Annotated in this window: 17 protein-coding genes; 10 read left to right on the top strand and 7 right to left on the bottom strand. The window is 72.3% G+C overall.

Annotation, left to right across the window (positions count from 1 at the left end):
* The first annotated feature begins 252 nt into the window (after positions 1 to 252).
* The 4 genes from OG417_RS08245 to OG417_RS08260 all read left to right on the top strand — a co-directional run bounded on the left by OG417_RS08245 (position 253) and on the right by OG417_RS08260 (position 7,294).
* Positions 253 to 2,076, top strand: coding sequence for a cutinase family protein (locus OG417_RS08245; protein ID WP_329252069.1), 1,824 nt, complete (start codon positions 253 to 255; stop codon positions 2,074 to 2,076).
* Between the two features lie 62 nt (positions 2,077 to 2,138).
* Entirely contained in the window at positions 2,139 to 3,578 is a 1,440-nt protein-coding gene (locus OG417_RS08250; RefSeq protein ID WP_329252072.1) for a hypothetical protein, read from the top strand.
* A gap of 132 nt (positions 3,579 to 3,710) precedes the next feature.
* Positions 3,711 to 4,385, top strand: coding sequence for a TetR/AcrR family transcriptional regulator (locus tag OG417_RS08255; RefSeq protein ID WP_329252075.1), 675 nt, complete (start codon positions 3,711 to 3,713; stop codon positions 4,383 to 4,385).
* Complete coding sequence (locus OG417_RS08260; RefSeq protein WP_329262191.1) at positions 4,385 to 7,294, top strand: AfsR/SARP family transcriptional regulator; 2,910 nt, start codon at positions 4,385 to 4,387, stop codon at positions 7,292 to 7,294. The genes OG417_RS08255 and OG417_RS08260 overlap by 1 nt, the downstream gene beginning before the upstream one ends.
* Here OG417_RS08260 and OG417_RS08265 read toward each other — a convergent pair.
* A complete protein-coding gene (locus OG417_RS08265) occupies positions 7,227 to 9,422 on the bottom strand; it encodes a prolyl oligopeptidase family serine peptidase (RefSeq protein ID WP_329252078.1) in 2,196 nt (731 codons plus the stop codon). The genes OG417_RS08260 and OG417_RS08265 overlap by 68 nt on opposite strands.
* Positions 9,423 to 9,839: 417 nt before the next feature.
* On the opposite strand from OG417_RS08265, the gene OG417_RS08270 reads away from it, so the two are divergent.
* Together OG417_RS08270 and OG417_RS08275 are read left to right on the top strand one after the other, a co-directional pair.
* Entirely contained in the window at positions 9,840 to 10,403 is a 564-nt protein-coding gene (locus tag OG417_RS08270) for a carboxymuconolactone decarboxylase family protein (protein ID WP_329252081.1), read from the top strand.
* A 57-nt stretch (positions 10,404 to 10,460) separates the two neighbouring features.
* Positions 10,461 to 11,066, top strand: coding sequence for a TIGR03086 family metal-binding protein (locus tag OG417_RS08275; protein WP_329252084.1), 606 nt, complete (start codon positions 10,461 to 10,463; stop codon positions 11,064 to 11,066).
* A 125-nt stretch (positions 11,067 to 11,191) separates the two neighbouring features.
* On the opposite strand, the gene OG417_RS08280 is transcribed toward OG417_RS08275, so the two are convergent.
* Positions 11,192 to 11,737, bottom strand: a complete 546-nt coding sequence (locus tag OG417_RS08280; RefSeq protein ID WP_329252087.1) for a DNA-binding protein — start codon at positions 11,735 to 11,737, stop codon at positions 11,192 to 11,194.
* Positions 11,738 to 11,897: 160 nt separating this feature from the next.
* Positions 11,898 to 12,497, bottom strand: a complete 600-nt coding sequence (locus OG417_RS08285; protein ID WP_329252089.1) for a TetR/AcrR family transcriptional regulator — start codon at positions 12,495 to 12,497, stop codon at positions 11,898 to 11,900.
* Positions 12,498 to 12,583: 86 nt separating this feature from the next.
* Between OG417_RS08285 and OG417_RS08290 the strand changes: the two genes are divergently transcribed.
* Both OG417_RS08290 and OG417_RS08295 read left to right on the top strand, forming a co-directional pair.
* On the top strand, positions 12,584 to 13,597 hold the full coding sequence (locus OG417_RS08290) for a saccharopine dehydrogenase NADP-binding domain-containing protein (protein WP_329252091.1): 1,014 nt from the start codon (positions 12,584 to 12,586) through the stop codon (positions 13,595 to 13,597).
* 14 nt (positions 13,598 to 13,611) lie between these two features.
* Positions 13,612 to 14,487, top strand: coding sequence for an NAD(P)H-binding protein (locus OG417_RS08295; protein ID WP_329252094.1), 876 nt, complete (start codon positions 13,612 to 13,614; stop codon positions 14,485 to 14,487).
* A 61-nt stretch (positions 14,488 to 14,548) separates the two neighbouring features.
* On the opposite strand, the gene OG417_RS08300 is transcribed toward OG417_RS08295, so the two are convergent.
* Positions 14,549 to 15,439 (bottom strand): AraC family transcriptional regulator, encoded by an 891-nt coding sequence (locus OG417_RS08300; protein ID WP_329252097.1) that lies wholly within the window; start codon positions 15,437 to 15,439, stop codon positions 14,549 to 14,551.
* Positions 15,440 to 15,534: 95 nt separating this feature from the next.
* Between OG417_RS08300 and OG417_RS08305 the strand changes: the two genes are divergently transcribed.
* The gene (locus tag OG417_RS08305; protein WP_329252099.1) at positions 15,535 to 16,464 is read left to right on the top strand and encodes an MBL fold metallo-hydrolase; all 930 of its coding nucleotides are present in this window, start codon (positions 15,535 to 15,537) and stop codon (positions 16,462 to 16,464) included.
* A 66-nt stretch (positions 16,465 to 16,530) separates the two neighbouring features.
* Here the strand turns inward: OG417_RS08305 and OG417_RS08310 are convergent, their stop codons facing one another.
* Positions 16,531 to 16,992 (bottom strand): pyridoxamine 5'-phosphate oxidase family protein, encoded by a 462-nt coding sequence (locus OG417_RS08310; RefSeq protein ID WP_329252101.1) that lies wholly within the window; start codon positions 16,990 to 16,992, stop codon positions 16,531 to 16,533.
* Positions 16,993 to 17,217: 225 nt separating this feature from the next.
* On the opposite strand from OG417_RS08310, the gene OG417_RS08315 reads away from it, so the two are divergent.
* A complete protein-coding gene (locus tag OG417_RS08315; protein WP_329252103.1) occupies positions 17,218 to 20,079 on the top strand; it encodes a hypothetical protein in 2,862 nt (953 codons plus the stop codon).
* Here the strand turns inward: OG417_RS08315 and OG417_RS08320 are convergent.
* On the bottom strand, positions 20,076 to 20,465 hold the full coding sequence (locus OG417_RS08320) for an Mth938-like domain-containing protein (RefSeq protein WP_329252106.1): 390 nt from the start codon (positions 20,463 to 20,465) through the stop codon (positions 20,076 to 20,078). The two genes, OG417_RS08315 and OG417_RS08320, sit on opposite strands and share 4 nt — an antisense overlap.
* A gap of 55 nt (positions 20,466 to 20,520) precedes the next feature.
* Positions 20,521 to 21,108, bottom strand: a complete 588-nt coding sequence (locus OG417_RS08325; RefSeq protein ID WP_329252109.1) for a hypothetical protein — start codon at positions 21,106 to 21,108, stop codon at positions 20,521 to 20,523.
* Positions 21,109 to 21,158: the final 50 nt, after the last annotated feature.

The following is a 21,158-nucleotide window of genomic DNA, read 5'->3' on the forward strand; positions in this document are numbered from 1 at the left end:
TAGCGGAGTGCCGGCGGCGTCCTCGCCGGGCCCGATGCCCGCGTTCTCCACTCCGGTTCACCGCGAACCGGCAAGCCATCGACCCGCGGTCGGCGGCTCTCCTCCTTTGCCACCCTCCGGCGCACCCGCCAGAGCCTCCCCGGGGCGCGCCGGAAAGTCCCCCAACAGCGAGGAAGGCGACAAGTGCATTCCATGTCGAACGCGAGAAGGCGACCAGGAAAAAGGCGCGCACGAAGGCTGGGACTGGCCGCGTTGGCGGTCACGGCGGCCGGCGCGACCGTGGCGGCCGCGACCATCTCCCCGCAGAGGGCGGCCCGCGCCGATTCCGACGTCACCTGCAGCCCGGTGAAGCTGATCTCGGTGCCCGGGACCTGGGAGATCACTCCATCCGCGGATCCGAACGCCGCGACGGGCATGCTGAAGGGCATCACGGACGGCCTCCAGCAGCAGTTCGGCTCGCGGGTCTCCACGTACACCGTGCCGTACGACGCCCAGGCCTTCACCCAGAACGAGACCTACGCCGACTCGGAGCAGGCGGGCCTCAGGGCCGCCCGGGCCGCGGTCACCAAGATCTCTCAGTCCTGCCCCGGCACCAAGTTCGTCGGCATCGGCTACAGCCAGGGCGCGGACATCGTCGGCGACCTTCTCGCCCAGGTCGGGAACGGCAACGGCCCGGTCCCGGCCGGCGACTTCATCGCCGGGGGCAACCTGGCCGACCCGCAGAAGGGCACGGACGGCGAGGTCGTTCTGGGCAACGAACTGCCCGGCACTCAGGGCCTCCTCGGTCCGCGCAAGGGCGGATACGGCGCCCTGAACGGGAAGATGGCCGAGGTCTGCCTCAAGGGCGACCTGTACTGCGCCTCGCCGAAGGACAACCACCTGACGCTGGCGCTCGGTGCGGTGCTGGGCAACGTCGGCCTCACCAACCTGCTGAACAGCGCCGACGACGACCTCACCCAGTCGCCCGACCCCAGCAAGACCGACGACCCGGACAAGAAGGAGGACGGGGCGAACCCCGACCTCAGCCTGCTGCCCACCGGCATCAAGAAGCTCGCGACCCAGGCGAAGCACAAGGACGCCAAGGGCGCCCGGCGTACGGCGACCAACCTCACCGCCCTCGTCCAGCCCGTGCAGGCGCTGGCCAAGCTCGCCTCCAACCCGTTGCTGGTGAACGCGCTGCTGGCCAACCCGCAGACCCACGACGCCGGCCAGGTGCTGCAGACCCTCGGGCAGATCGACATGGCCGGGCTCGCGAGCGACCTCGACAAGGCGACCACCGCCGCGTCCAACCAGGACCTGGACTCCCTGGCCTCGGTCGCGGCCGACGCCACCGGCAAGATCGCACCGCTGGCGGGTGTGCCGACGGGCCAGGTGGCGCAGGTCACGACGATCCTGCTGGCGCTCCAGCCGACCCATCTGCTGGGGCAGGCCAACAACATCCTCAAGCTCACGAAGATCGACTTCGCCGGCATCACGAAGGCCGCCAGGGCCCTCCCCGAGCAGATGAAGAAGGGCGACGTCAAGGGCACCTTCCGCTCGGTGAACGCCATCGAGGAGCGGCTCATGCCGCTGGCCCAGATCGCCAACGACATCGACTTCAGGGCGATCGGCGCGGCGCTGGAGCTGGTGCCCGACCAGAACGCCCAGCTGGTCGGCAAGGCGCTCATCGTCCTGGATCGGGTCAACTGGACGCGCATCGTCCGCGACCTGCGCAAGATGCAGACCGCTCTGGAGAAGTTCGACCCCCGGCACCCGCCGGTCATCGACCAGAAGCACCCGGTGAAGTCGCTCGACAACGTGTTCGGCGTCAACGTGCTCGGCATGCTGCCGCAGGTCCTCGACCTGGGTGAGCACGGTCTGCAGGTGGCCGGGCTCAAGCTGCCGAACGGCACTCTCAAGCAGCTGGTGAAGGAGGACCTCACCCCGAAGAACGTGGTGAGCGAAGGCCTCCAGGTCGCCGTCTTCTACGGATCCCAGGTCCACGTGGCCTACGGCACCCGGTCCGTCGACGGCACGGGCAAGCCCGCCGTGGACACGCTCGAGGAGTGGCTGGGCCAGCGGATAGCGGCCTCCTGAACCAGGCGCCCCCGGCCTCGCACAGGCGGGCCGGGGGCGCTCCGAGTTACGAAAGAGAAACGATGAAATACCTGAAAATCGGGGTCGCCGTCGCCGCAGCGGCGGCGACGGTCGCCGCCGTGACCGCCGCGGTGCAGTCCCCGGAGCAGAAGACGGCCGGAACCGTCGCCGCGAGCGCCGCGAACTCCGACAGCCCCGCCGCGATCCGCGCGTCGATCCTCGACGGCACCCTGTGGCGCACTCACAAGGTGGTCAACTCGTGCGCGGGTCCGAAGAAGTACCGCATCGGGTGCGACTTCGGGCTGCTCTCGGCGTCCGGTGACGCGTCGAAGCCCGCGAACACCGCACAACCCGCGGGTCTCGGCCCCGACGACCTGGCGCGCGCCTTCCACCTGCCGGCGGACAAGGGGAAGGGCGGGACCGTGGGCATCGTCACCATGGCCCACCACCCGAGCCTGGAGTCCGACCTGGCCGCCTACCGCAAGCAGTACGGGCTCCCGGCCTGTACGACCGCGAGCGGCTGCCTGAAGGTCGTCGGTGAGAAGGGCGGGAAGCCGCCGGCGACCACCGTGAGGCTGCCGCTGCTCTCGCAACTCGCGCAGAGCTACACCCTCGAGACCGTCATGGACGTCGAGATGGTGTCCGCGGCCTGCCCGAACTGCAAGATCCTGGTCGTCGAGCAGCCCATCGAACCGGCCTCGCTCGCCGCCGGCGCGGTCGGCTTCCCGCAACTCGACGCGCAGCACGAGGTCAATGCCACGAACACGGCCATACGCCTCGGCGCGGACGCGGTCTCGATCAGCTACTTCATCGGCAACGGACACCAGAGCAACATCCTCACCCAGGGCACGCTGCCCAAGGGCATGCACCACCCGGGTGTCCCGATCGTCTCCGCAGCGGGCGACCTGGGCTTCCTCGGGACCGCCCCGAAGGACCAGAACTGGCCGCAGCAGCTGCCCTTTGTGATCTCCGCGGGCGGGGTGGAGCTGACCTCGGCCGACGGCGGCCAGACCTTCACCAAGAAGGCGTGGGGCAAGGTGGAGGGCGAGAAGTACATGTCCTCCTCCAGCGGGTGCAGCACGACGCTGCCGCCCGCGAACCGGCAGCCGGCGTCCGTGTCGAAGATCTGTGGGGGACACCGCGCCACCACGGACATCGCCGCCGCCGCGAGCGGCCTGACGATCTACGACACCTACTGGCCCACCGCGAGCGCGGACCCGATCGGCGGCTGGGGCGTCGGCGTGGGCACCAGCGCCGCGTCGCCGTACATCGCCGGTCTGTTCGTCCGGGCCGGCGCGACCGAGAAGGTCAGCGGCCCGAACACGATCTACCGGGCGCCGAGCAGCGCGATCGAGGACGTCACCAGCGGCTCCAACATGCAGAACGGCGCCGAGGGCTGCAAGGACGCCCCGGCCGTGCTGTGCGTGTCCGGGCCGGGATGGGACGGTCCGACCGGCGTCGGCGTGCCGAACGGCCTGGGGGCCTTCCGGCCCGCGTCATGACGGCGGGCCGGCGCTCCCGTGAGCGCCGGCCGGCGACGGCCCCCGCAGGCCGGTGCTCCCCGCGGAGTACCGGCCTGCGGGTATTTTCCGGATAACTATTGAACGATCGGTCAATACTGCTAGTTTGCTGCCATGGTCAGGGTTCGCCTCGATACGGACCAGCGGCGCGAGCAGCTCCTGCGCGTCGGCATCGAGCTGCTCGGCACGCAGCCGGTGGAGACGCTGTCGGTCGGCACGATCGCCAGAGCCGCCGGGGTCTCCAAAGGGTTGCTGTACCACTACTTCCACGACCGGGAGGAGTTCCTCGTGGCAGTGGTGTGGGCGGCGACGGAGGAGCTCGTCGCCGCGACGGAACCGGACGTCTCGCTGCCGCCGCTGCGGCAGCTCGAGCACGCCATCGACGGCCTCATCACGTACGCCGAGGAGCACGCCATCGGCTACGCGGCGCTCGTCGAAGGGCGCATCGGCATCCCCGGCGTCGCCGAGGTGACCAAGGCCCAGCGCGAGCGGAGAGTCGCGAGCTTCGTCGACCACATCGCGCGGATGAGCCCGGCGGACCTGGAGACCGTACGCGGCTCGGCGGTGCTCAGGACGGCCATCGACGGGCAGCTCACCTTCCTCCACCAGTGCGTGCTGCGCTGGCTCGAACACCGGGACATGGATCGCGCGACGCTCCACCGCCTCCTGGTGAACGCCTTCCTGATGGCGATGCTCGCGGCGAACTCCGTCGACCCGAGGCTCCGGTTCGACGCGCTGGGCGCCTCCCCTTCCTTCCAGGCGGCCGTCGCTGAGAGCGAGAGAGCGTGATGGGAACCCTTCGGCAACTGCGGTTCACGGTGCTCGGTCCGGTACGGGCGTGGCTCGGCGACGCTCCGCTGGACCTCGGGCCGGTTCGCCAGCAGGCGCTCCTGGTGGCCCTGATGCTGCGGCCGGACGCGACGGTCAGCCGGCAGGAGCTGCTCGACGGGATCTGGGGCGCGGAGCCGCCGGGCACCGGCGGCAAGGTGATCCCGGTCTATGTGCACCGGCTGCGCGAGCGCCTGCGCGCCGCGGGTGCCGAGGACACCGTGATCAGCCGTGACCGGGGCGGATACCGCTTCGTCAGCGAGGGCGCCCGGGTGGACACGGCACGGCTGGAGGAGATCGCCGTCGAAGCGGCCTCGGCGCGCGACGCCGGCGATCTCAGTGCCGCGGTGGACACCTGGTCCGACGCCCTCAAGCTGTTCCGCGGCGAGCCGCTGAGCGGGCTTCCGGGGCCGTTCGCGGAGGGAGAGCGGCTGCGGCTGACGGAGCGCAGGATCGCTCTGCTGCAGGAGAAGCTCGAATGCCAGCTGCGGCTGGGCCGGTACGCGGAGGCGGTGAGCGAGCTGTCCGCGCTGACGGCGACGCACCCGCACAGCGAGGCGCTGGCCGGGCTGCTGATGCGCGCCATGTACGGAAGCGGCCGGCAGGCGGACGCGCTGTCGGTGTTCACCCAGATACGCGGCCGGCTGGTCGACGACCTGGCGGTCGAGCCGGGCGAGGAGCTGCGGCGGGTGCACCAGGCCGTGCTGCGCGGTGACGACGCGTTCCTCCTCGGCGGCGCACCACGGCGCGCGCCGGCCGACGAACCGGCTGCGGCGCCACCGGCCGGGCCGGGTCACTGCCGGCGCAACGAGCTGCCGGGTGACGTCGGCGAGCTGACCGGACGCGCCGCGGAGATCGCGGTCCTCACCGCGCCGTACCGTACGGACGCGGTGTCGGTCCTGGCGGTGGACGGTGTGGCGGGGGTCGGCAAGACGGCGCTGGTGGTGCACGCCGCACGGCTGCTCCAGAAGGGTTATCCGGACGGCTGCCTGTTCGTCGACCTGCACGGGCACAGCGACGGCCGCGAGCCGCCGGCCACGCTGCGCGTGCTGCGGCGGCTGCTGCGCACGGTCGGCGCCGACGAAGAGTCGGACGACCTCGACGAACTGACCGCGTCCTGGCGTGCGGCGACCGCCTCGACGCGGACCCTGCTGGTGCTCGACGACGCGGCCGGCGCCGAGCAGATCCGCCCCCTGCTGCCCGCGGGGGCGGGCAGCAGGGTCCTGGTCACCAGCCGCCGGCGGCTGGTCGGACTCGACGTGGACCAGCGGGTCTCGCTGGGACCGCTCGAGCTCGACGAGGCCGGGGAACTGCTCGCCCGCTTCGTGGGTGACACGCGTGCCTACCAGGAGCCCGCGGCGGTGCGGCAGCTGGCCCGGCTGTGCGACCGGCTCCCGCTGGCCCTGCGGATCGCCGGGGCACGGCTGCAGAGCCGGCCGATGTGGACGTTCGAGTACCTGGTGGCCCGGCTGTCCGACGACGAACGCCGCCTCGGCGAACTGACCGCCGAGGACCGCAGTGTGGAGGCGGCGTTCCGGCTCTCCTACGACCACCTTCCTCCCTGCACCCAGCGCGCGTTCCGCGCGCTGGGGCTGTCGCCGACGGTGGAGTTCGACCGGCTGACGCTGGCCGCCATGCTCGGCTGGTCGCGGCACGACACCGAACACGCCCTGGAGAGCCTGGTCGACGCCAGCCTCCTGTGGCAGCCGACCGCGGGTCGTTACCGCCTGCACGACCTGGTCGCGGCGTACGCGCGGCGGCTCGCGGCCGAGAACCCGGCCGAGGTCACCGCGGCCCGCACCGGCGTGTTCCGGCTCTACGTGGCCGCCGCGCGATGCGCGAACGGCTACGGCGTCGAGAGCTTCCCGGCGGGGCCGGGCCGGGAGTTCGTGCCCTTCGCCGACGCGAAGGAGGCGGCGTCCTGGCTGAACACGGCGGCCGGTGAACTTGCCGACGTGGCCGCTCACGCGGCGGCCGTGGGGCACATGGACGACGCTCGCCGCATCGCCGACAGCCTGGTCGACTACCTCGTCCGGCAGGGCCGGTACCACGAGTGCCGGGTGGTCGCCGAGACGGCGCTGCCGCTGGTCGAGGCGTCCGACGACCGGCTGGCGTCGTCACTGCGGGTGTGTCTCGGCATCGCGTACGGTCTGCAGGGCGAGTACGAGCAGGCGCACACCTGGCTGACCGACGCCCTGGCCATCAGCCGTCGCACGGGTGACCTGCGCGAACAGGCGCGAGCGCTGGGAGTGCTGGGGACGGTCACCCGATGGGCGGGGCGCACCTCCGAGGCGCTCGCCCGGCTGACCGAGGTGCTGAAGCTGGCCGGGCCGCTCGGCGACGACTGGCTCGTCGGCATGGCCACCTGCAACCTCGGCGCCGTCTACCAGCAACTCGGCCGGTACGACGAGGCGCTGGACCACTACGTGCGCTCCCTCCGGATCGCCGAGAAGCTCGGCAGCCCGAGGGTCATCGGCAAGACGCTGAGCCACATCGGCAGCCTTCACATGGACCGCGGCCGGCCGGCCGACGCCGTCGGGCCGCTGTACCGGGCCGCCGACCTGGCCGAGCAGGTCGGCGACCTCCCGCAGCAGGCCGCGCTCCTGACCCGGCTGGGCACGACGGAAGAGGGGCTGGGGAACACCGGCGCGGCCCTCGAACTCCATCGCCGGGCCCTGGCCGCGATCCGCGAGAAGGCCGACGTCGGGCTCGAGGTGGAGATCCGCAACCGGCTGGGCGGCAGCCTTCTCGCGACCGGCGACCTCGACGAGGCGTGCGAACAGTTCGACGCGGTGCTGGCCCTCAGCCAGACCGACGACGCCCCCGAGCAACTCGCCGGAGCCGTCGAGGTTCCCGGCCGTTGGGTGTGACGGCCGCCCGTCGCGATGCGGGTCCGTCCGGCGAGAGACCGGTGTGTTCCCCGGCGAACGCCAGGATGTCCGCGGTCAGGGCGCGTTCCTTGCTCGCGGGGGAGGCCGCGTGGGCGGTGCCGGGCTCGCGCCGCATGAGGACCGGCCGGTCGCTGCTCGTGGCGTGCTGGAGGGCCGCGCACATCTTGCTGACGTGGGCCTCGCCGGTCTGCAGGTCGGTCACCGCGCCGGCGAGGAGGAACGCCGGGTAGGGCGTTCCGGGCGTGATGTTGTGGTACGGGGAGTACCGGAGCAGCCAGCGGAGCTGTTCGGGGTGGGAGGCGGTGCCGAACTCCTCGGTCCAGGTGTGGCCCAGGCCGAAGCGCTCGTAGCGCACCATGTCACAGAGCGGACCGGCGGCGACGACCGCGGCGTACAGGTCCGGTCGCTGTGTGGCGGCGGCGGTGACCAGCAGTCCGCCGCCGGACACCCCGTAGCTCGCCAGCCGGGCCGGCGTGGTCCGGCCCGTCTCGACGAGCCAGGCCGCGGCGTCGTTGAAGTCGCTGATCGACCGGTGTTTGCGCGCGCCGCGACCGGCCTCGTGCCAGTGCTCACCCGCTTCGCCGCCCCCGCGCACGCAGGCGACCGCGAACGTGCCGCCGGCGCTCACCCAGGCGGCCGCCAGCGGGAAGAACCACGGCCGCATCGGCATGCCGAAGCTGCCGTAGCCGTACAGGAGGGTCGGGCGGGGGCCCGGGGGCTCCTCCGCCGGGGTGAACAGGAACAGGGGGATCTCCGTGCCGTCGCTCGCGCGGTAGCGAACGCCGTGGCTGTGGATCCTCGGAGCGTGCCCGGAGATCGCGGCGCCGGTCTCCCGTTCCAGCGTTCCGTCGGCGGCGTCGTAGCGGTAGATGACGGGCGGCGTGGTCAGGTCGCAGTAACCGAACCAGGCCTGACGGCCGTGCGGGAGGTTCGTGCGCAGCGACGACACGACGCCCGCCCCGGGCAGCGGCAGCCGGCCGAGCGGCCGTCCGTCGGCCAGGTCGTGCGGGGTGACGGTGGAGATGCCGTGCCGGGCGCGGGCCACCAGCAGGACGGGGCGCGCGAGCGCCGGGTCGTCCAGGACCACGCACTCGTCCAGGGGCGCTTCGGGATCCTCGGGGACCAGCGTGCGCCAGGCCGCCGGGTAGGTGTCGTGCCGGTCGGTCACGCAGATCCGGCCGCACGGCGCCTGGTAGTCGGTGACCAGCAGCAGGTCGCCGTTCGCGAGGAACCGGGGGAGCACGCGGGCCCGCGTCGTGCGCCCGTCCACCACCCGGACGAACCGCGGGGCCCGCGGGTCGATGAGCTCGGCCACGTACACGTGGTTGGGCGCGGCGGGTCCGGCCATCGCGGTGATCGCCAGGCTACGGCCGTCGGCGCTGACCGTGAGCCCGTAGTAGTGGTCCGGGGCGTCATCGTCGCCGAACACCACCGTGTCGGCCTCCCAGGACGTGCCGATCCGGTGCCACCGCACGCGCCGGTGCAGACGCGTGTCACCGGGGGCGAGTTGCTCGGCGGGAACGCGGCTGACGTAGTAGAACGCCTCTCCGCCCGGAAGCCAGGCGAGTGAGGTGTTGCGGGCGCGGGGGAGCGGCCCGTCCACCGTCTCGCCGGTACGGGCGTCCAGCACGATGATGTCGCTGCCGGGCTGCTCGGCGACCTCCAGCTGGACGGCCACGCGTTCGCCCTCCCGCGACGGCCACCAGGCGTACAGGCCGGTATGGCCGGTCGGGTCGATCTTCGCCGGATCGACGAGCACCCGCCGGCTCCCGTCGGCGTCGACGACGAGAAGCCGCCGTTGCTCGTCCTCCCGCCGCTGCTCGGCCAGGAACCTGACCGGACCGCGCGCCATGGGAGGCTCCGAAACACCGAACGACGACACCTCATCCACCAGGGACGCCCACGATCGCGCCTCGGGCCACCGGGCGCGATACGCGCGGAACAGCCGATCCTGGGCGCTCGTCCAGTCCCGTACGCTCCCGTCGTGGCCGTCTTCGAGCCACCGGTAGGGATCGGCGATCGACAAGCCGAAAAGGTTCTCCACCACATCGCCGCGCCGGGCGGCGGGATAAGAAAGCCGTGCCACCAACGACCCCCGTCCCATCATGAGCCGGGGTACCGCGGCCGGTGAACCCCGCGATACCCCGACGTATTCAGCTACGACTCGCCACGGAGAATGTCCTCCTGCCAGCCGCGTACGCCCCCGAAGCGAGGAGCCGGACTGGTCTCCTTATATGGCAGGTATCCATTCATGACAGCCTCCTGGATCCCTTTAGCAAGCCCAGAACGGGCGATTACTGACGACAGACATCCCCGTGGCTGCGATCGATAAACGAGGTATATCCCTCAACGGTTGGCAAAGTCATCATTTGGTAGATCGGCGGTAAATAACGGTGAATGCGCGTCATTCGGCGTCAGATCGGGCTCGGCGCCCGTTTGCTGAGAATTCTCTGAGATGCCGTCGTTAGCGTCGCGCCCGGACGTCGATCGCACGTCCCCGTGCTCCCGTGGAGGTGGAACCGCGATGCCCTTTCTCTCCTCGCTTCCCGACGCCGCCGGCGTCCTGGACGTCATGAAGGCCTTTCCCGAGGCCTCCGCGCCCTTGGTCGACTACCACGAGGTGGTTCTCCGCGGCCCGTCCGCGCTGACGGTCGGCGAGCGGGAACTGATCGCCGCGTACGTCTCGGGGCTGAACGCCTGTCACTACTGCCGCGGTGTTCACGGGGCGGTCGCCGAGGCGTTCGGCGTGGAGGAGGGCGTGCTGACCGCGCTGCTGGCCGACGTGGAGTCCGCGCCCGTACGGGACGAGTTGAAGCCGTTGTTCGCCTACGTGCGAAAGCTCACCCTGACGCCGAGCCGGATGGCCGCGGCCGACGCCGACGCGGTCTTCGCGGCCGGCTGGGAGGAGAAGGCCCTCTTCGACGCGGTGTCGGTGTGCGCGTTGTTCAACTTCATGAACCGCCTCGTGGAGGGCCTGGGCGTCAAGGCGCCCGACGACGCCTACTTCGCCGTCGCCGCCCGGCGCCTGACCTCCGGCCGCGACTACTCCGGCTACCGGCAACTGATCGCTCACGACCATCAGGCCTGAGGCGTGACGTCGGATATTTGCCAGCCGTGGCGCCGGCCGGTGACCACACTGCGGCCCATGGTCGATTTCTCTGAAGGGCTGGTCGATCGGTTCCTCCGGGCCAGTGCCGGGTTCGAGCGGAGGCTGGGGGCGGTCCGGCCCGAACACTGGGCCGGGCCGACTCCCTGTTCCGCGTGGAACGTACGTCAGCTGGTCAACCACATGACGCGAGGAAACCTCGGCTACGTGCGGCTGCTGCGGGGCGGGAGCGGCGCGGAGTTCCTGCGGCTGCGGGACGCCGACGCCCTGGGCGCGGATCCGGTGGGCGCCTACCTCCGGTCCGTCCAGGAGTGCGCCGAGGCGTTCGCCGCTGCCGGGGCCTTCGAGCGCGTCCTCGACTACCCGCTGGGGAAGGTGACCGGCCGCCAGGCCCTCGCGGTGCGGACGACCGACACCGTCGTTCACACCTGGGATCTGGCGCGCGCCGTCGGCGCGGACGAGGCACTCGACGGCGGTCTGGTCGCCTGGATCGATGACTTCCTCGAGGAGATCTACGCCGGGCTGGCGGAGACGCCCACCGCCGCGGAGACGACGCACCGGTTCTTCGCCGCGCCCGGCGGCGCGCTCGCGCCGGGCGCGTCCCGGCAGGAGCGGCTGCTGCACCGCATGGGCCGAGCCGGGTAGGCGCGCCGCCGTTTCCGCGGCTTGTGTATTCGCTAATGCGACGTTGGCTTTTGCAAGAGCACCGATGAGCCGGTGACGCCCCGGACGCGAGACGCGGTGTGTCCAGGGCGTCGCCTCGGCGTGGGTCAGGAGTCCTCCATGACGCGGGCGAAGTGCGCCCGCGCCTCCGCGGTGCGCCCGTTGCCGTAGACGCGCAGCATCGTGGCCAGGTCGGGATGGTGCGCCTCGATGAGCCGTGCGGCGTCCTCGATCTCCGCCGCCGACGCGAGCCCGCGCAGCAGCGCCTGGATTCCGGCGACCGGATCGGCCGATCGCGCGGCCGGTGAGGAGCGCTGCGCCGTCGGGACGCTCAGGTACGACGGCGTGGTGTTCTGGGAACGCACCTGGTCGAGCCGCTCGCGCACCTCGTCGGCCGACAGGGCGGCGAAGCCGGGCTCGGCGACCATCGACTCGACGGCCATCAGGCGGGACACCACGGCCGGGTTGCTGATCTTGGCGCGCTGCCCGGACATGAGCTGGGACAGCATCGGGGCGGACAGCCCGAGCACCTCCGCCAGGGCGGACTGGGGCAGCCGGAGCCGGTCGAGGAGCCGCCGGAAGCGGTCGTGCAGCGGCTCGCCGTACCACTCGATCTGCCGAGCTCGGTTGCGGATGACAATGTCGTCCGTCACGACCGTGCCTTTCCGACGCTGGGTCCGCGTCGCTCGGTGTGCATCTGCACACGACATTCTCCCACCCCGCCAGGCTATTCGGCGGCAGCGCGCGCCGTCGTCTCCGGGTGGGTCGCCGGCGGCGGTCCGTGCCGGTCGCGTTTGCGGACGCACAGAGAGGTCAGCGGGCGAGGGCGCCGAGAAGGCGCTCGGCCTCGGCCGCGACGACGGGCAGCGCCTTCGCCGGATCGCCGGAGCGGGCGAGCAGCATCCCCGCCTCGCACAGCGCACCGAAGATCAGCTGGCAGCGGGCCGGCAGGTCACCGTCGGCCATCGTCCCGTCCGCGGCGGCGGCGCTCATGCCTTCGGTGAGGACGCGGAGCGTGTGGGCGTACTCGATCTCGCGGACCTGCTCCCAGCCGAGGACCGCCGGGCCGTCCAGCAGCACGATCCGGCGGAACACCGGGTTAAGGCAGTGTTCGAGGAAGGTGCGGCACCCCCGGAGCAGTGCGGACCACGAGTCGGGCTCCCGCGCGGCGGCCTCCCGCAACGTGTCGGCGATCCGCCGCTGCTCCTCGACGAACACGCTGCGGAACAGGGCGGCCTTGCTGCGGAAATGGTGGTACGCGGCGCCCTTGGTCACGCCGGCGGCGGCGGCGACCGCCTCGATCGAGGTGGCGGCGTAGCCGTCCCGGCCGAACAGCTCCCGGGCCGCCGTGACGAGCATGGACGTCGTCGCGTCCGAGCGTTCGGCCTGCGTACGGCGAGGCGGGCGAGGCAACGGCGAACCCCCTTGACAGCGCGATCGGCTCGAACCTACGTTCGATGCCGGAAGTTACATACCCTCGGTACGGAAGTGGGATGGTCATGACCGCACCACTCATCGCAATCTACGGCGCGACCGGGCATACCGGACGGCTGGTGGCCGCCGAGCTGATCGACCGGGGCCAGGAGATCGTGCTGGCCGGACGCGACGGCGCGGCCCTTGGGGCGATGGCCGGTGAGCTCGGCTGCCGCGCCGTGACCGCGCCGCTGGACGACCGGGCGGCGATCCGCGGGCTCGCCGAGAGCGCCGACGTGCTGATCCACTGCGCCGGACCGTTCTCGGTGACGGGCGACCCGGTCGCCTCGGCCGCGGCCGAGGCGGGCTGCCACTACATCGACCACGCCGTCGAGCCGCACCATGTCAAGCACCTGTTCGACACGCATCAGGCGACGGCCCAGCGCACCGGGGCGATCATGATCCCCTCGCTGAGCTTCTACGGCGGCCTGGGTGACCTGCTCGCGGGCGCCGTCACCGAGGGGATGGCGGACGTCGCCCGGGTGACCGTCGCGTACGCGGTGACCGGCTGGCGGATGACCACCGGAGCGCTGGAGACCGCCCGGCAACTCTTCGCGGAGACCGCGCGGATCGGCTTCTCCGACGGTGCCCGGCAGGTGGGCTACGTGGAGCCGCGCAACGTGGTGTTCCCGTTCCCGCCGCCGGTCGGCCCCCGGTCGATGATCGCTCCCATTCCCTTCCCGGAGGCCGTGACCGTGCCCCGGCACGTGCCCGCCCGCGAGGTCGAGGCGATGCTGACCGCCCGGACGTTCGAGGAGGAGCCGGTGTTCACCAGTGAGGACGCCGACGCGCAGACCCGGGCGCGGACCGAGTTCACCGTCGCCGTACAGGCGTTCGGCGAGCACGGCGACCGGGCCGGCCACCTGAGCGGACACGACCTGTGGCGGGCCGCCGCGCTGGCGTCGGTGACCGGCGCCCTGCGGCTGACCGGCGGAGAAGCGCCCGCCAAGAGCGGGGTGCTCAGCCCCGGCGAGGCGTTTCCCGCGACACCGTTCCTCGCGTCGCTCGAACGGCTCGGCGCCTTCACCGTCACGCTGTGAGAAAGGACCAGGCGATGCGACCGATTCTCGTCACGGGAGCCGCGGGCGGCCGGCAGGGCTCCACCGGACGGCACGTCACGCGGATGTTGCTCGAACGCGGCCAGGCCGTACGCGCGTTCGTGCGCACCGATGACGCGCGAGCCGCCGAGCTGCGCGCGATGGGCGCGGAGGTGGTCGTCGGCGACCTCCGGGAGATCGCTTCGGTGATCCCGGCCGTACGGGGTGTGCGCCGGGCGTTCTTCACCTACCCGGTGACCGACGGGATGCTCGACGCCACGGCCGTCTTCGCCGCGGCGGCCGGGCAGGAGGGGCTGGAGCGCGTCGTCGACGTGTCACAACTCGCCGCCGACCCGGCCGCCGGCACGCCCCACATGCGCCGGCACTGGGTGTCGGAGCAGGTCTTCGACCGGGCCTGCGTCGGCGCCGTCCACCTGCGGGCGGCCGTCTTCTTCGAGAACCTGGCCGTGCTCGCGGACGCGAGTGACGGGCGCACGCTCGAGTTGCCCCTCGGGTCCGGCGAGACCGTGCTGCCGTTGGTCGCGGGGGCCGACGTCGCCCGCGTGGCCACGGGCCTGCTCACCGGGCCGGACGGTGAGGTGGACCCGGTCTGCCGGCTGACCGGCGAGGTCATGACCATCGGCGAGGCGGCGCGGCGCTTCGGGCTGGTGTACGCCGACCAGGACCCGCGGCGGTGGCGGCACCGTGCGACGGCGCTGTACGGGGACGCCGTCACGGTGGAGCACCTGTCCCATCTGTGGGAGCTCTTCCGGGCCATCGGCGGCGGCCACGCGCTCTACCAGGTCACCGAGGCCATCGAGCGGGTCGGCGGTCGCCCGCCACGGACCCTGCGCGACTTCACCGCGGCCCGGCCCCGGCCGGTCACCCGGTGAACGACGGGGCGCGGGTCTCGGCGCGTGGGCGACGGGTGCGGGTCCCGGCCGCATGAGGCGGTCAGGCGGTGGCGGCGGTCTGGTCCGCCGCGCGGTAGCGCCCCGGCGCGACGCCGAAATGTCGTTTGAACGCGTGGGCGAAGGCGTACGGCGAGCCGTAGCCGACCCGCCGGGCGATCTCCGGAAGCGACAGGTCGGAGTCGCGCAGCAGCCGCGCCGCGACGGCCATGCGCCACCACGCCACGTACGCCATCGGCGACTGCCCGGTCAGCGACGTGAACCGCCGGGCCAGGGTGGCGCGTGACAGGCCGGCGGTGGCGGCCAGGTCCTGGAGTCGCCACGGCCGGGCCGGATCGGCGTGGAGGGCCTCCAGCGCGGCGGCGAGCGTGGGGTCGCGCAACGCCTGGGGCCAGCCGGTCGCGGCGTTGTCCTCGAGCCAGGCGCGCACCATGTAGACGAGCAGGAGGTCGAGCAGGCCGGACACCGCCGCGTCGCGGCCGGGCCGTCGATCGACCACCTCGCCGCCGAGCAGGTCGATGGCCGCGCGGAGCCCGGCGTGCCGCCCGGCCCGGGCGGAGAGGTGCACGACCTCGGGCAGCCGCGCCAGCACCGGGTGCGTCCGCGTCCGGTCGAGGCGGTACTTGCCGCACAGCACGTCGGTCGGCCCGTCCGGCTCGCCGACCGCGTTCTCGAACGGGACGGCGTGCTCGGCGCGCGGCGAGTCGGAGAGGACGTGCGCGCCGCCGTGCGGCACCAGCACGACGTCACCGGGGCCGAGCGGCGTGGGGTCGCCGTGGTCGGTGATCAGCCAACCGGTGCCGCGCAGGAACACGTGGAAACCCGCCCCGTCGTAGGGCGCGAAGCGGTAACACCACCGGGAGCCCAGGCGCAGCCGGTCGGACGACGGCCGTCCGGTGCGCATGACCGTGATCACGTCGCTCAGCACGTCCATGAACCCGCATCCTAGTCACGGGATGAGACGATCGAACATCGATGAGCGCATCCCAAGCATTGAGATGCTCATCGGCGGGACCTAGCGTGGCGCTTATGAGTGGTTCCATGAGTTTCCAGCTCGGCGACGTCGAGATCACGAAGGTCGTCGAGTGGCAGGGCGAGATCGCCCCCGCCCGCTTCATCGTCCCGGACAGCACACCGGCGATCTGGCAGGACAACCGGTCCTGGCTCGCGCCGGACCACTGGAACCCCGAGACCGATGAGTACCGCGGCGCCGTGCAGACCTGGCTGCTGCGCAGCGAGGGCAAGGTCGTCCTCGTCGACACCGGGGTGGGCAACGACCGGCACCGGCCGCAGATCCCGCTCTTCGACCATCTGCGGACCCCCTTCCTGGACCGGCTCGCCGAGGCCGGAGTCCGGCCGGAGGACGTGGACGTCGTCGTCAACACGCACATCCACTACGACCACGTCGGCTGGAACACCCGGCGGGAGGGCGACGAGTGGGTGCCCGCGTTCCCGAACGCCACGTACCTGATCCCCAAGGCCGACCAGGAGTACTTCGACCCTCGCAACGCCCACCGCCGTCCCGCCGTGCGCGACGAGCACGACCGGCTTCGCCGGGAGGGGAGCCTCATCGTCTACGCCGACAGCGTCGCGCCCGTGCTCGGCCGGGCCGTGCTGTGGGAGGGGGAGTACCGGATCGACCGGAACCTCTCGCTGGAGCCCGCGCCCGGACACACGCCCGGCTCCTCGATCGTCCGGCTGTCCTCCGGCTCGGACCGCGCCGTGTTCGTCGGCGACCTGCTGCACAGCCCCGTGCAGATCCTCGAGCCCGCGTACAGCAGTTGCTTCTGCGAGGACCCCGCGCAGGCGGCCTCCACCCGCCGCGCCGTCCTCGAACGCGCCGCCGACACGCGTGAGCTCGTCGTACCCGCACACTTCGCCGGCGCCGGCGCGGCCGAGGTCCGGCGCGACGGCCAACGCCTGGCCATCCGCCGGTGGGCGAGCCCCACCGGCGGATGAGGCCGGCCTACGTCTGTTGCCTGCCTCTCCAGCCGTAGATCGTGTTCCGAGAGCGAGGGACGGCCGTTATTCGAGCCACTTCCCGTCGCGCATGATGACTCTCCCGCGTAGTTCCGGCTCGCCGCGCCAAGCGCGCACGGTCCTCGGGACCACGCGTACATAGAGAAAGGACCCCTCTTCCACGCGTGGATCCCACCCGAACTTGCCGGCGAACGCCTCCGCTGCGCCTCCGGGCACCTCCTGGTCCGGGAAGCACTCCGCCTCACCCTGGAGGAGCACCACGTCGAAGGTGTCCGGTAGCGACAGGCGCACGCGCGGCTCTTCGCGGACGTTCCGCGCGGTCACCGAAGTGGCGCCGGTGCACATCCACACTGCTCGCCCATCCCACAAGAACCACAGCGGCACCTGGTGCGGCCCGTGATCAGGGTGGGCCGTCGACACCCATACATCCCGCTCGGTAACGAGCCGCTCCAGAGCGTCGCGCCTACGCTCCGCCGTCCGGCGACGAACGATTCCTGTGGTCTCCATGAGGGCCGACGCTAGCCAGGCAGGGCGAAGCGCGCCTCAGGCGCAGGACCTACTCCCGGCGACCGATGAACCCTCGGCTTTCGGCGAGTTCACCGGTGGTGCGGTTGCGACCGACCAGGAGCCGGTGGTGGCCCAGCGCCACCTCGGCCAAGCGGAACGCCGGGAAGAGGGCTTATCGGGAAAATCGCGTTCGCGGGACCGGTGGTGTCCGCGATGATGGACCGGATGAAGATCCGGCTCGCGGGTGGGGTGGTGGCCGATGGCCGGTGCGCCTGGGTTCCCGGGTCGCCGGACCCGGTGGACGGGTCCGACGCGCCCGCGGGAGCGGCCGTCGCCCTCGGGCCGGCCGAGGCCACCGACGATCAGGTCCGACGCGCGGTCGACGAGCTCGGCCGGCTGGTGGCGGCCGGCGGCGTCGTCGCGGCGGGCGCCAACGTCGATCTCGGCGCGGGCTTCCGGTCCGCGCGGCTGGCCGGGGCGCGCGGGGACCAGCGCGACGCCGTCCTGGCGGCTCTCCGGGTGCTCGGTGTGGAGGACGCCCATCGTCTGGGCGACCGCGCCGGGTTCCTCGTGGCGTTGTTCGGGCCCGCGGTGACCAGGCGGGTCGGGGCAGCGGCGGCACGCGCGATCGGTGAGGGCCGGTGGGCGGCGCTGCACCTCGCCGTCGCGGCCAGCGACACACTCGGGCCGGAACAGGTGGAGCAGGTCCTCGCCCTGCGGGCGCCGGAAGGCGTCGACCTCACCCCGGACGGCCCGCCGTCCGCGCTCGCCCACCACCTACGGCAGGTTCTCGAACCCGTGCCACGTCCGCGCCGGCTGGAGCTGGTCCTCGACCTGTGGGCCCAGGTGCTGGAGCATCACGCCGGCCTCGCGCGGCGCGCGCGGCGGCTCGCGACGCAGAGCCGCCGCGACCGGATCGGCGACCTGCGCCTGCGCCGCCGGCACGACGATGACGAGGTGATCCTGGGGTGGCTCAGGGCGTACGAGGGCCGGAATCCGTCGCTGGCCGACGCCGCGCGGTGGGTCCCGCCCGACGGGTACTGGTCGCAGGCGCTGGGCGCGCTCCTGCAGGACGCGCTCGCCACGACCGCCCTGCTCCGTACGGCGGTCGCGGTCGCCGACCACGGCCTGGAGGACGGCCTCGCGCGCTCCGCCGCGCTCATCCGCGCCGCCGACGCCGAGACCGCCTGGGTCGCGACGAGCTCCTCCCGCCCGGTGCCGGGTCTCACCGGCCTGCCGTCCCATCCCATCGCGTACGTCCGCGACATCAATCGCAAACTGACCGACGGCACGCTCCATGACGCGAAGTTCGCGGCCTACATCCGGCAGCGGCTGGCGTGCGCCCGTGACTACGCCCGGGTCGTCATGGAGACGGCCGCGGCCCTCCTCTACGCGTACCCGGGCGCCCCGGAGCACGTACGGCGGAACTGGGCCCGGTCGGACCTGCGGAAATGGCGCGCGGGAGCCGGGTACGGCCCCGCCCGGCCGCCCGCCGGGTGGGAGGGCATCCCGCCCTGGACCGTCCCTCTCCTCGGGCAGGAGGAGCCGCTGTCCCGGCGGCTCGCGGCCTCGCCGGACGCCGCCCCCGCCGAGGTGGAGATGGTCGGCGACCTGCTGTGGTACGCCGACCTCATCGACGCCCTGGCCGAGCTGTACGGAAACGACGTCGCGGGGGTGACGCGGGGCACCGGCGCTCCGTGGTTCGACCACGATCCGCCGCCGCCGGACGAGCCGCTGACCCCGCGGCTGGACTCCGTCACGCTGGCCGTCTCGGGCGCCGCTCAACTCGTCGCGCTCGGCGGCACTCCGCCCAAGGGCGTCCGCACCTGGCGCGGGCTCACCGAGGGTCTGCTGGCCGGCACCGCGATCGCCGAGGCGCTCACCGGCGAGTTCCCCATACCGGCGCCCCTGGCCGCGCTGGACGGTGCCGAGGTGCCCGGCGTGGGCGTCCGCTTCCGGGTGGCGCGGGGCGCCCGCACGCTGGCCGAATGGTCGGACTACATGGGCAACTGCATCGCCGGGCCGTACTACCTGGAAGAGGCCAGGGCGGGCCGGTCCTGCCTCGCCGGGCTGTACGACGAGGAGGGGACCCTTCTCCTCAACGTCGAACTGATTCCGCGCCGGCCCGCCGGCCGGGGCTGGCGGGTGGGTGAGATCGCGGCGAGGTTCAACGACACGCCCGACCCGGTCCTGGAGAGGCGGATCTGGGACTGGGTCGACACGATCCCCGGCACGACCGCCGATGACGCGAGCGCGGCGGCGGAACCCGCTCCGCCGGACGAGACGCCGCCCGCGCGGCCCGCCCGGAGGCATTCGGCGTCCCGCCTGATCGCGGAGGCCGGACCGGCGCTGGACGCTCTCGCGCGGCGCGCGTGGGAGGACGAGGCCGGTGAGGAGGTGCTCGGGACCTTCGCCCGCCTCGCGGGCATACCGCCGGAGGCGGCCCTCACCCGGCTGCGGCGCCTCGGCGCGGCGCGCCTCGCCGACGCCTGCCGGCGCGCGCTGGACACCGGCGCCGTCGACCTCGACCAGCTGTGGACCGCCGGGGGCATCCGTCCGCTGACGACCGCGGTCGAGGCCCTGGACCCCGCCGTACGCGACCGCTTCGAGGCGCTCTCCCTGCTGCTGGACGGGTCTCCGCTGCCCAAGTCACTGCGCAAGCTGGTCAAACTGCCGGCCGTGGCCGACGCGTACGCGCTGGACCTGGCCGCGCGCGGCACGCGCCGGGCGATCGGTGAGCTGGCGAACCGCGACGACCCGGTCGTCGCCCGCGCCGTCGCCGGCCGCCCGTCCGAACCGCTGCTCTGCGCGCTCACGGTCATGGTCACCTGCCGCGCTCCCGCGATCGAGCTCACGCCCGTGGCGCCGCCGCGTACCGTCGCCGTGCCCGGCCACCCGGTCACGTCCCTGGAGGACGAGAGCGGCCCGTGGCAGCGCGCGTTCCCCCTCGCCCGCGAGATGGGCGCCGACACCACCCGATTCTGGGACGCGATCGCCGAACACGGCCTGCGCCTGCCCGCCTCGTGGCTGGGCACGGGCGGCTGGCCGGCTTTGTGGTCCCGAGCCCACCGCCACCGCCCCGCCTAGCAGGTCGAGTGGAAGAGACCGCCGACCGGGCGGGAGGCGGCCAGGTGGTTGTAGAGCTCGACGGCCTTGCGCGTCTCCTCGACATGAACCTCGATGTTCCGGCCGCGGAGGAGGTCGAGGGTCTCCGGGCACGTGCCGAGCCGGCACTCCATGCCGCGGCTCAGCACGACGACCGCGGCTCCGTGCTCGATGAGGTCGGTCACGTCGGCGGGCTGGATGCCGGGATCGTGATGCGTGCCCGTCTCGTTCCAGTCCCACCGGCGTCCTCCACCCGGATAGAGAATGAAGTCGCGTCCGGTGCCCAGGGTCTCGACCTCCATGCGGCCCCAGGAGTTGCCGAGAACGCGCGGCGACCGGCGCGCGGCGTCCAGTGGTTTCGTGGCCATGGGCTCGCTTCCTCGCGTTGGAGTCACAGGCGGTGGTCCGCGATCTCCACGGTATTCATGTCTCTGACCTCACCGCTCGTCCGGTCGCCCGGGCAAAAGTGCTCGTGATCCGATCTATCGGCAGAAAGGGAACCTGGTTTCCCTCGAATGTGGGATTGAGCTCGTTGACGGATCGAGAGAGCCACTTCATCCCGAAGGAACCGTCGCCTTTCAACGTCGCGGTGAACCCCAAATTGCGCGTTGGATCGACGTTCAGCGTCTTCGAGAGCACGTTGTTCACCCTCAGATGCCCGAGGTTGCGCGGAACACGGTTGGCGGGTACTCCTCCGTCGAGCAGCAACGTGTCGCCGCTCGGGTAGGCGAGGAAGCGGTCGCTCGCGGGATTGTAGACGCCCGCGAACCTCGCTCCCTCGCCGAAGCGGCCGAGCGTGGCCTCGTTGTCGCCGTTCTTGAAATTGGAGAGCGCGTTCTCAACTTCCTCCGGCTGCAGCGTGTAGTGCTCCGCATCGCGTCCGCCGGCCGTCAAGAACGCCGTGGCGCCGAAATCCGTGGCACCCGTGCCTGCGGGCTTGGTCTCGGGGCCTCTGAGGAAATCCTTCATCAGCTTCGAGAACATATTCGCGCCCACGTCGCGGCCGGCCATGACGACTCCCGAGGAGATTCACGGTGCGAGGAAATGCCGGACGAAACCGC

The organism is Actinoallomurus sp. NBC_01490 (assembly GCF_036227085.1).
GTDB lineage: Bacteria > Actinomycetota > Actinomycetes > Streptosporangiales > Streptosporangiaceae > Actinoallomurus > Actinoallomurus oryzae.

Coding starts and splice junctions, on each gene's coding strand:
- OG417_RS08250 (WP_329252072.1), top strand. CDS start 2,139: ATGAAATACCTGAAAATCGGGGTCGCCGTCGCCGCAGCGGCGGCGACG.
- OG417_RS08255 (WP_329252075.1), top strand. CDS start 3,711: ATGGTCAGGGTTCGCCTCGATACGGACCAGCGGCGCGAGCAGCTCCTG.
- OG417_RS08260 (WP_329262191.1), top strand. CDS start 4,385: ATGGGAACCCTTCGGCAACTGCGGTTCACGGTGCTCGGTCCGGTACGG.
- OG417_RS08265 (WP_329252078.1), bottom strand. CDS start 9,422: ATGATGGGACGGGGGTCGTTGGTGGCACGGCTTTCTTATCCCGCCGCC.
- OG417_RS08270 (WP_329252081.1), top strand. CDS start 9,840: ATGCCCTTTCTCTCCTCGCTTCCCGACGCCGCCGGCGTCCTGGACGTC.
- OG417_RS08275 (WP_329252084.1), top strand. CDS start 10,461: ATGGTCGATTTCTCTGAAGGGCTGGTCGATCGGTTCCTCCGGGCCAGT.
- OG417_RS08290 (WP_329252091.1), top strand. CDS start 12,584: ATGACCGCACCACTCATCGCAATCTACGGCGCGACCGGGCATACCGGA.
- OG417_RS08295 (WP_329252094.1), top strand. CDS start 13,612: ATGCGACCGATTCTCGTCACGGGAGCCGCGGGCGGCCGGCAGGGCTCC.
- OG417_RS08300 (WP_329252097.1), bottom strand. CDS start 15,439: ATGGACGTGCTGAGCGACGTGATCACGGTCATGCGCACCGGACGGCCG.
- OG417_RS08305 (WP_329252099.1), top strand. CDS start 15,535: ATGAGTGGTTCCATGAGTTTCCAGCTCGGCGACGTCGAGATCACGAAG.
- OG417_RS08310 (WP_329252101.1), bottom strand. CDS start 16,992: ATGGAGACCACAGGAATCGTTCGTCGCCGGACGGCGGAGCGTAGGCGC.
- OG417_RS08315 (WP_329252103.1), top strand. CDS start 17,218: ATGAAGATCCGGCTCGCGGGTGGGGTGGTGGCCGATGGCCGGTGCGCC.
- OG417_RS08320 (WP_329252106.1), bottom strand. CDS start 20,465: ATGGCCACGAAACCACTGGACGCCGCGCGCCGGTCGCCGCGCGTTCTC.
- OG417_RS08325 (WP_329252109.1), bottom strand. CDS start 21,108: ATGGCCGGCCGCGACGTGGGCGCGAATATGTTCTCGAAGCTGATGAAG.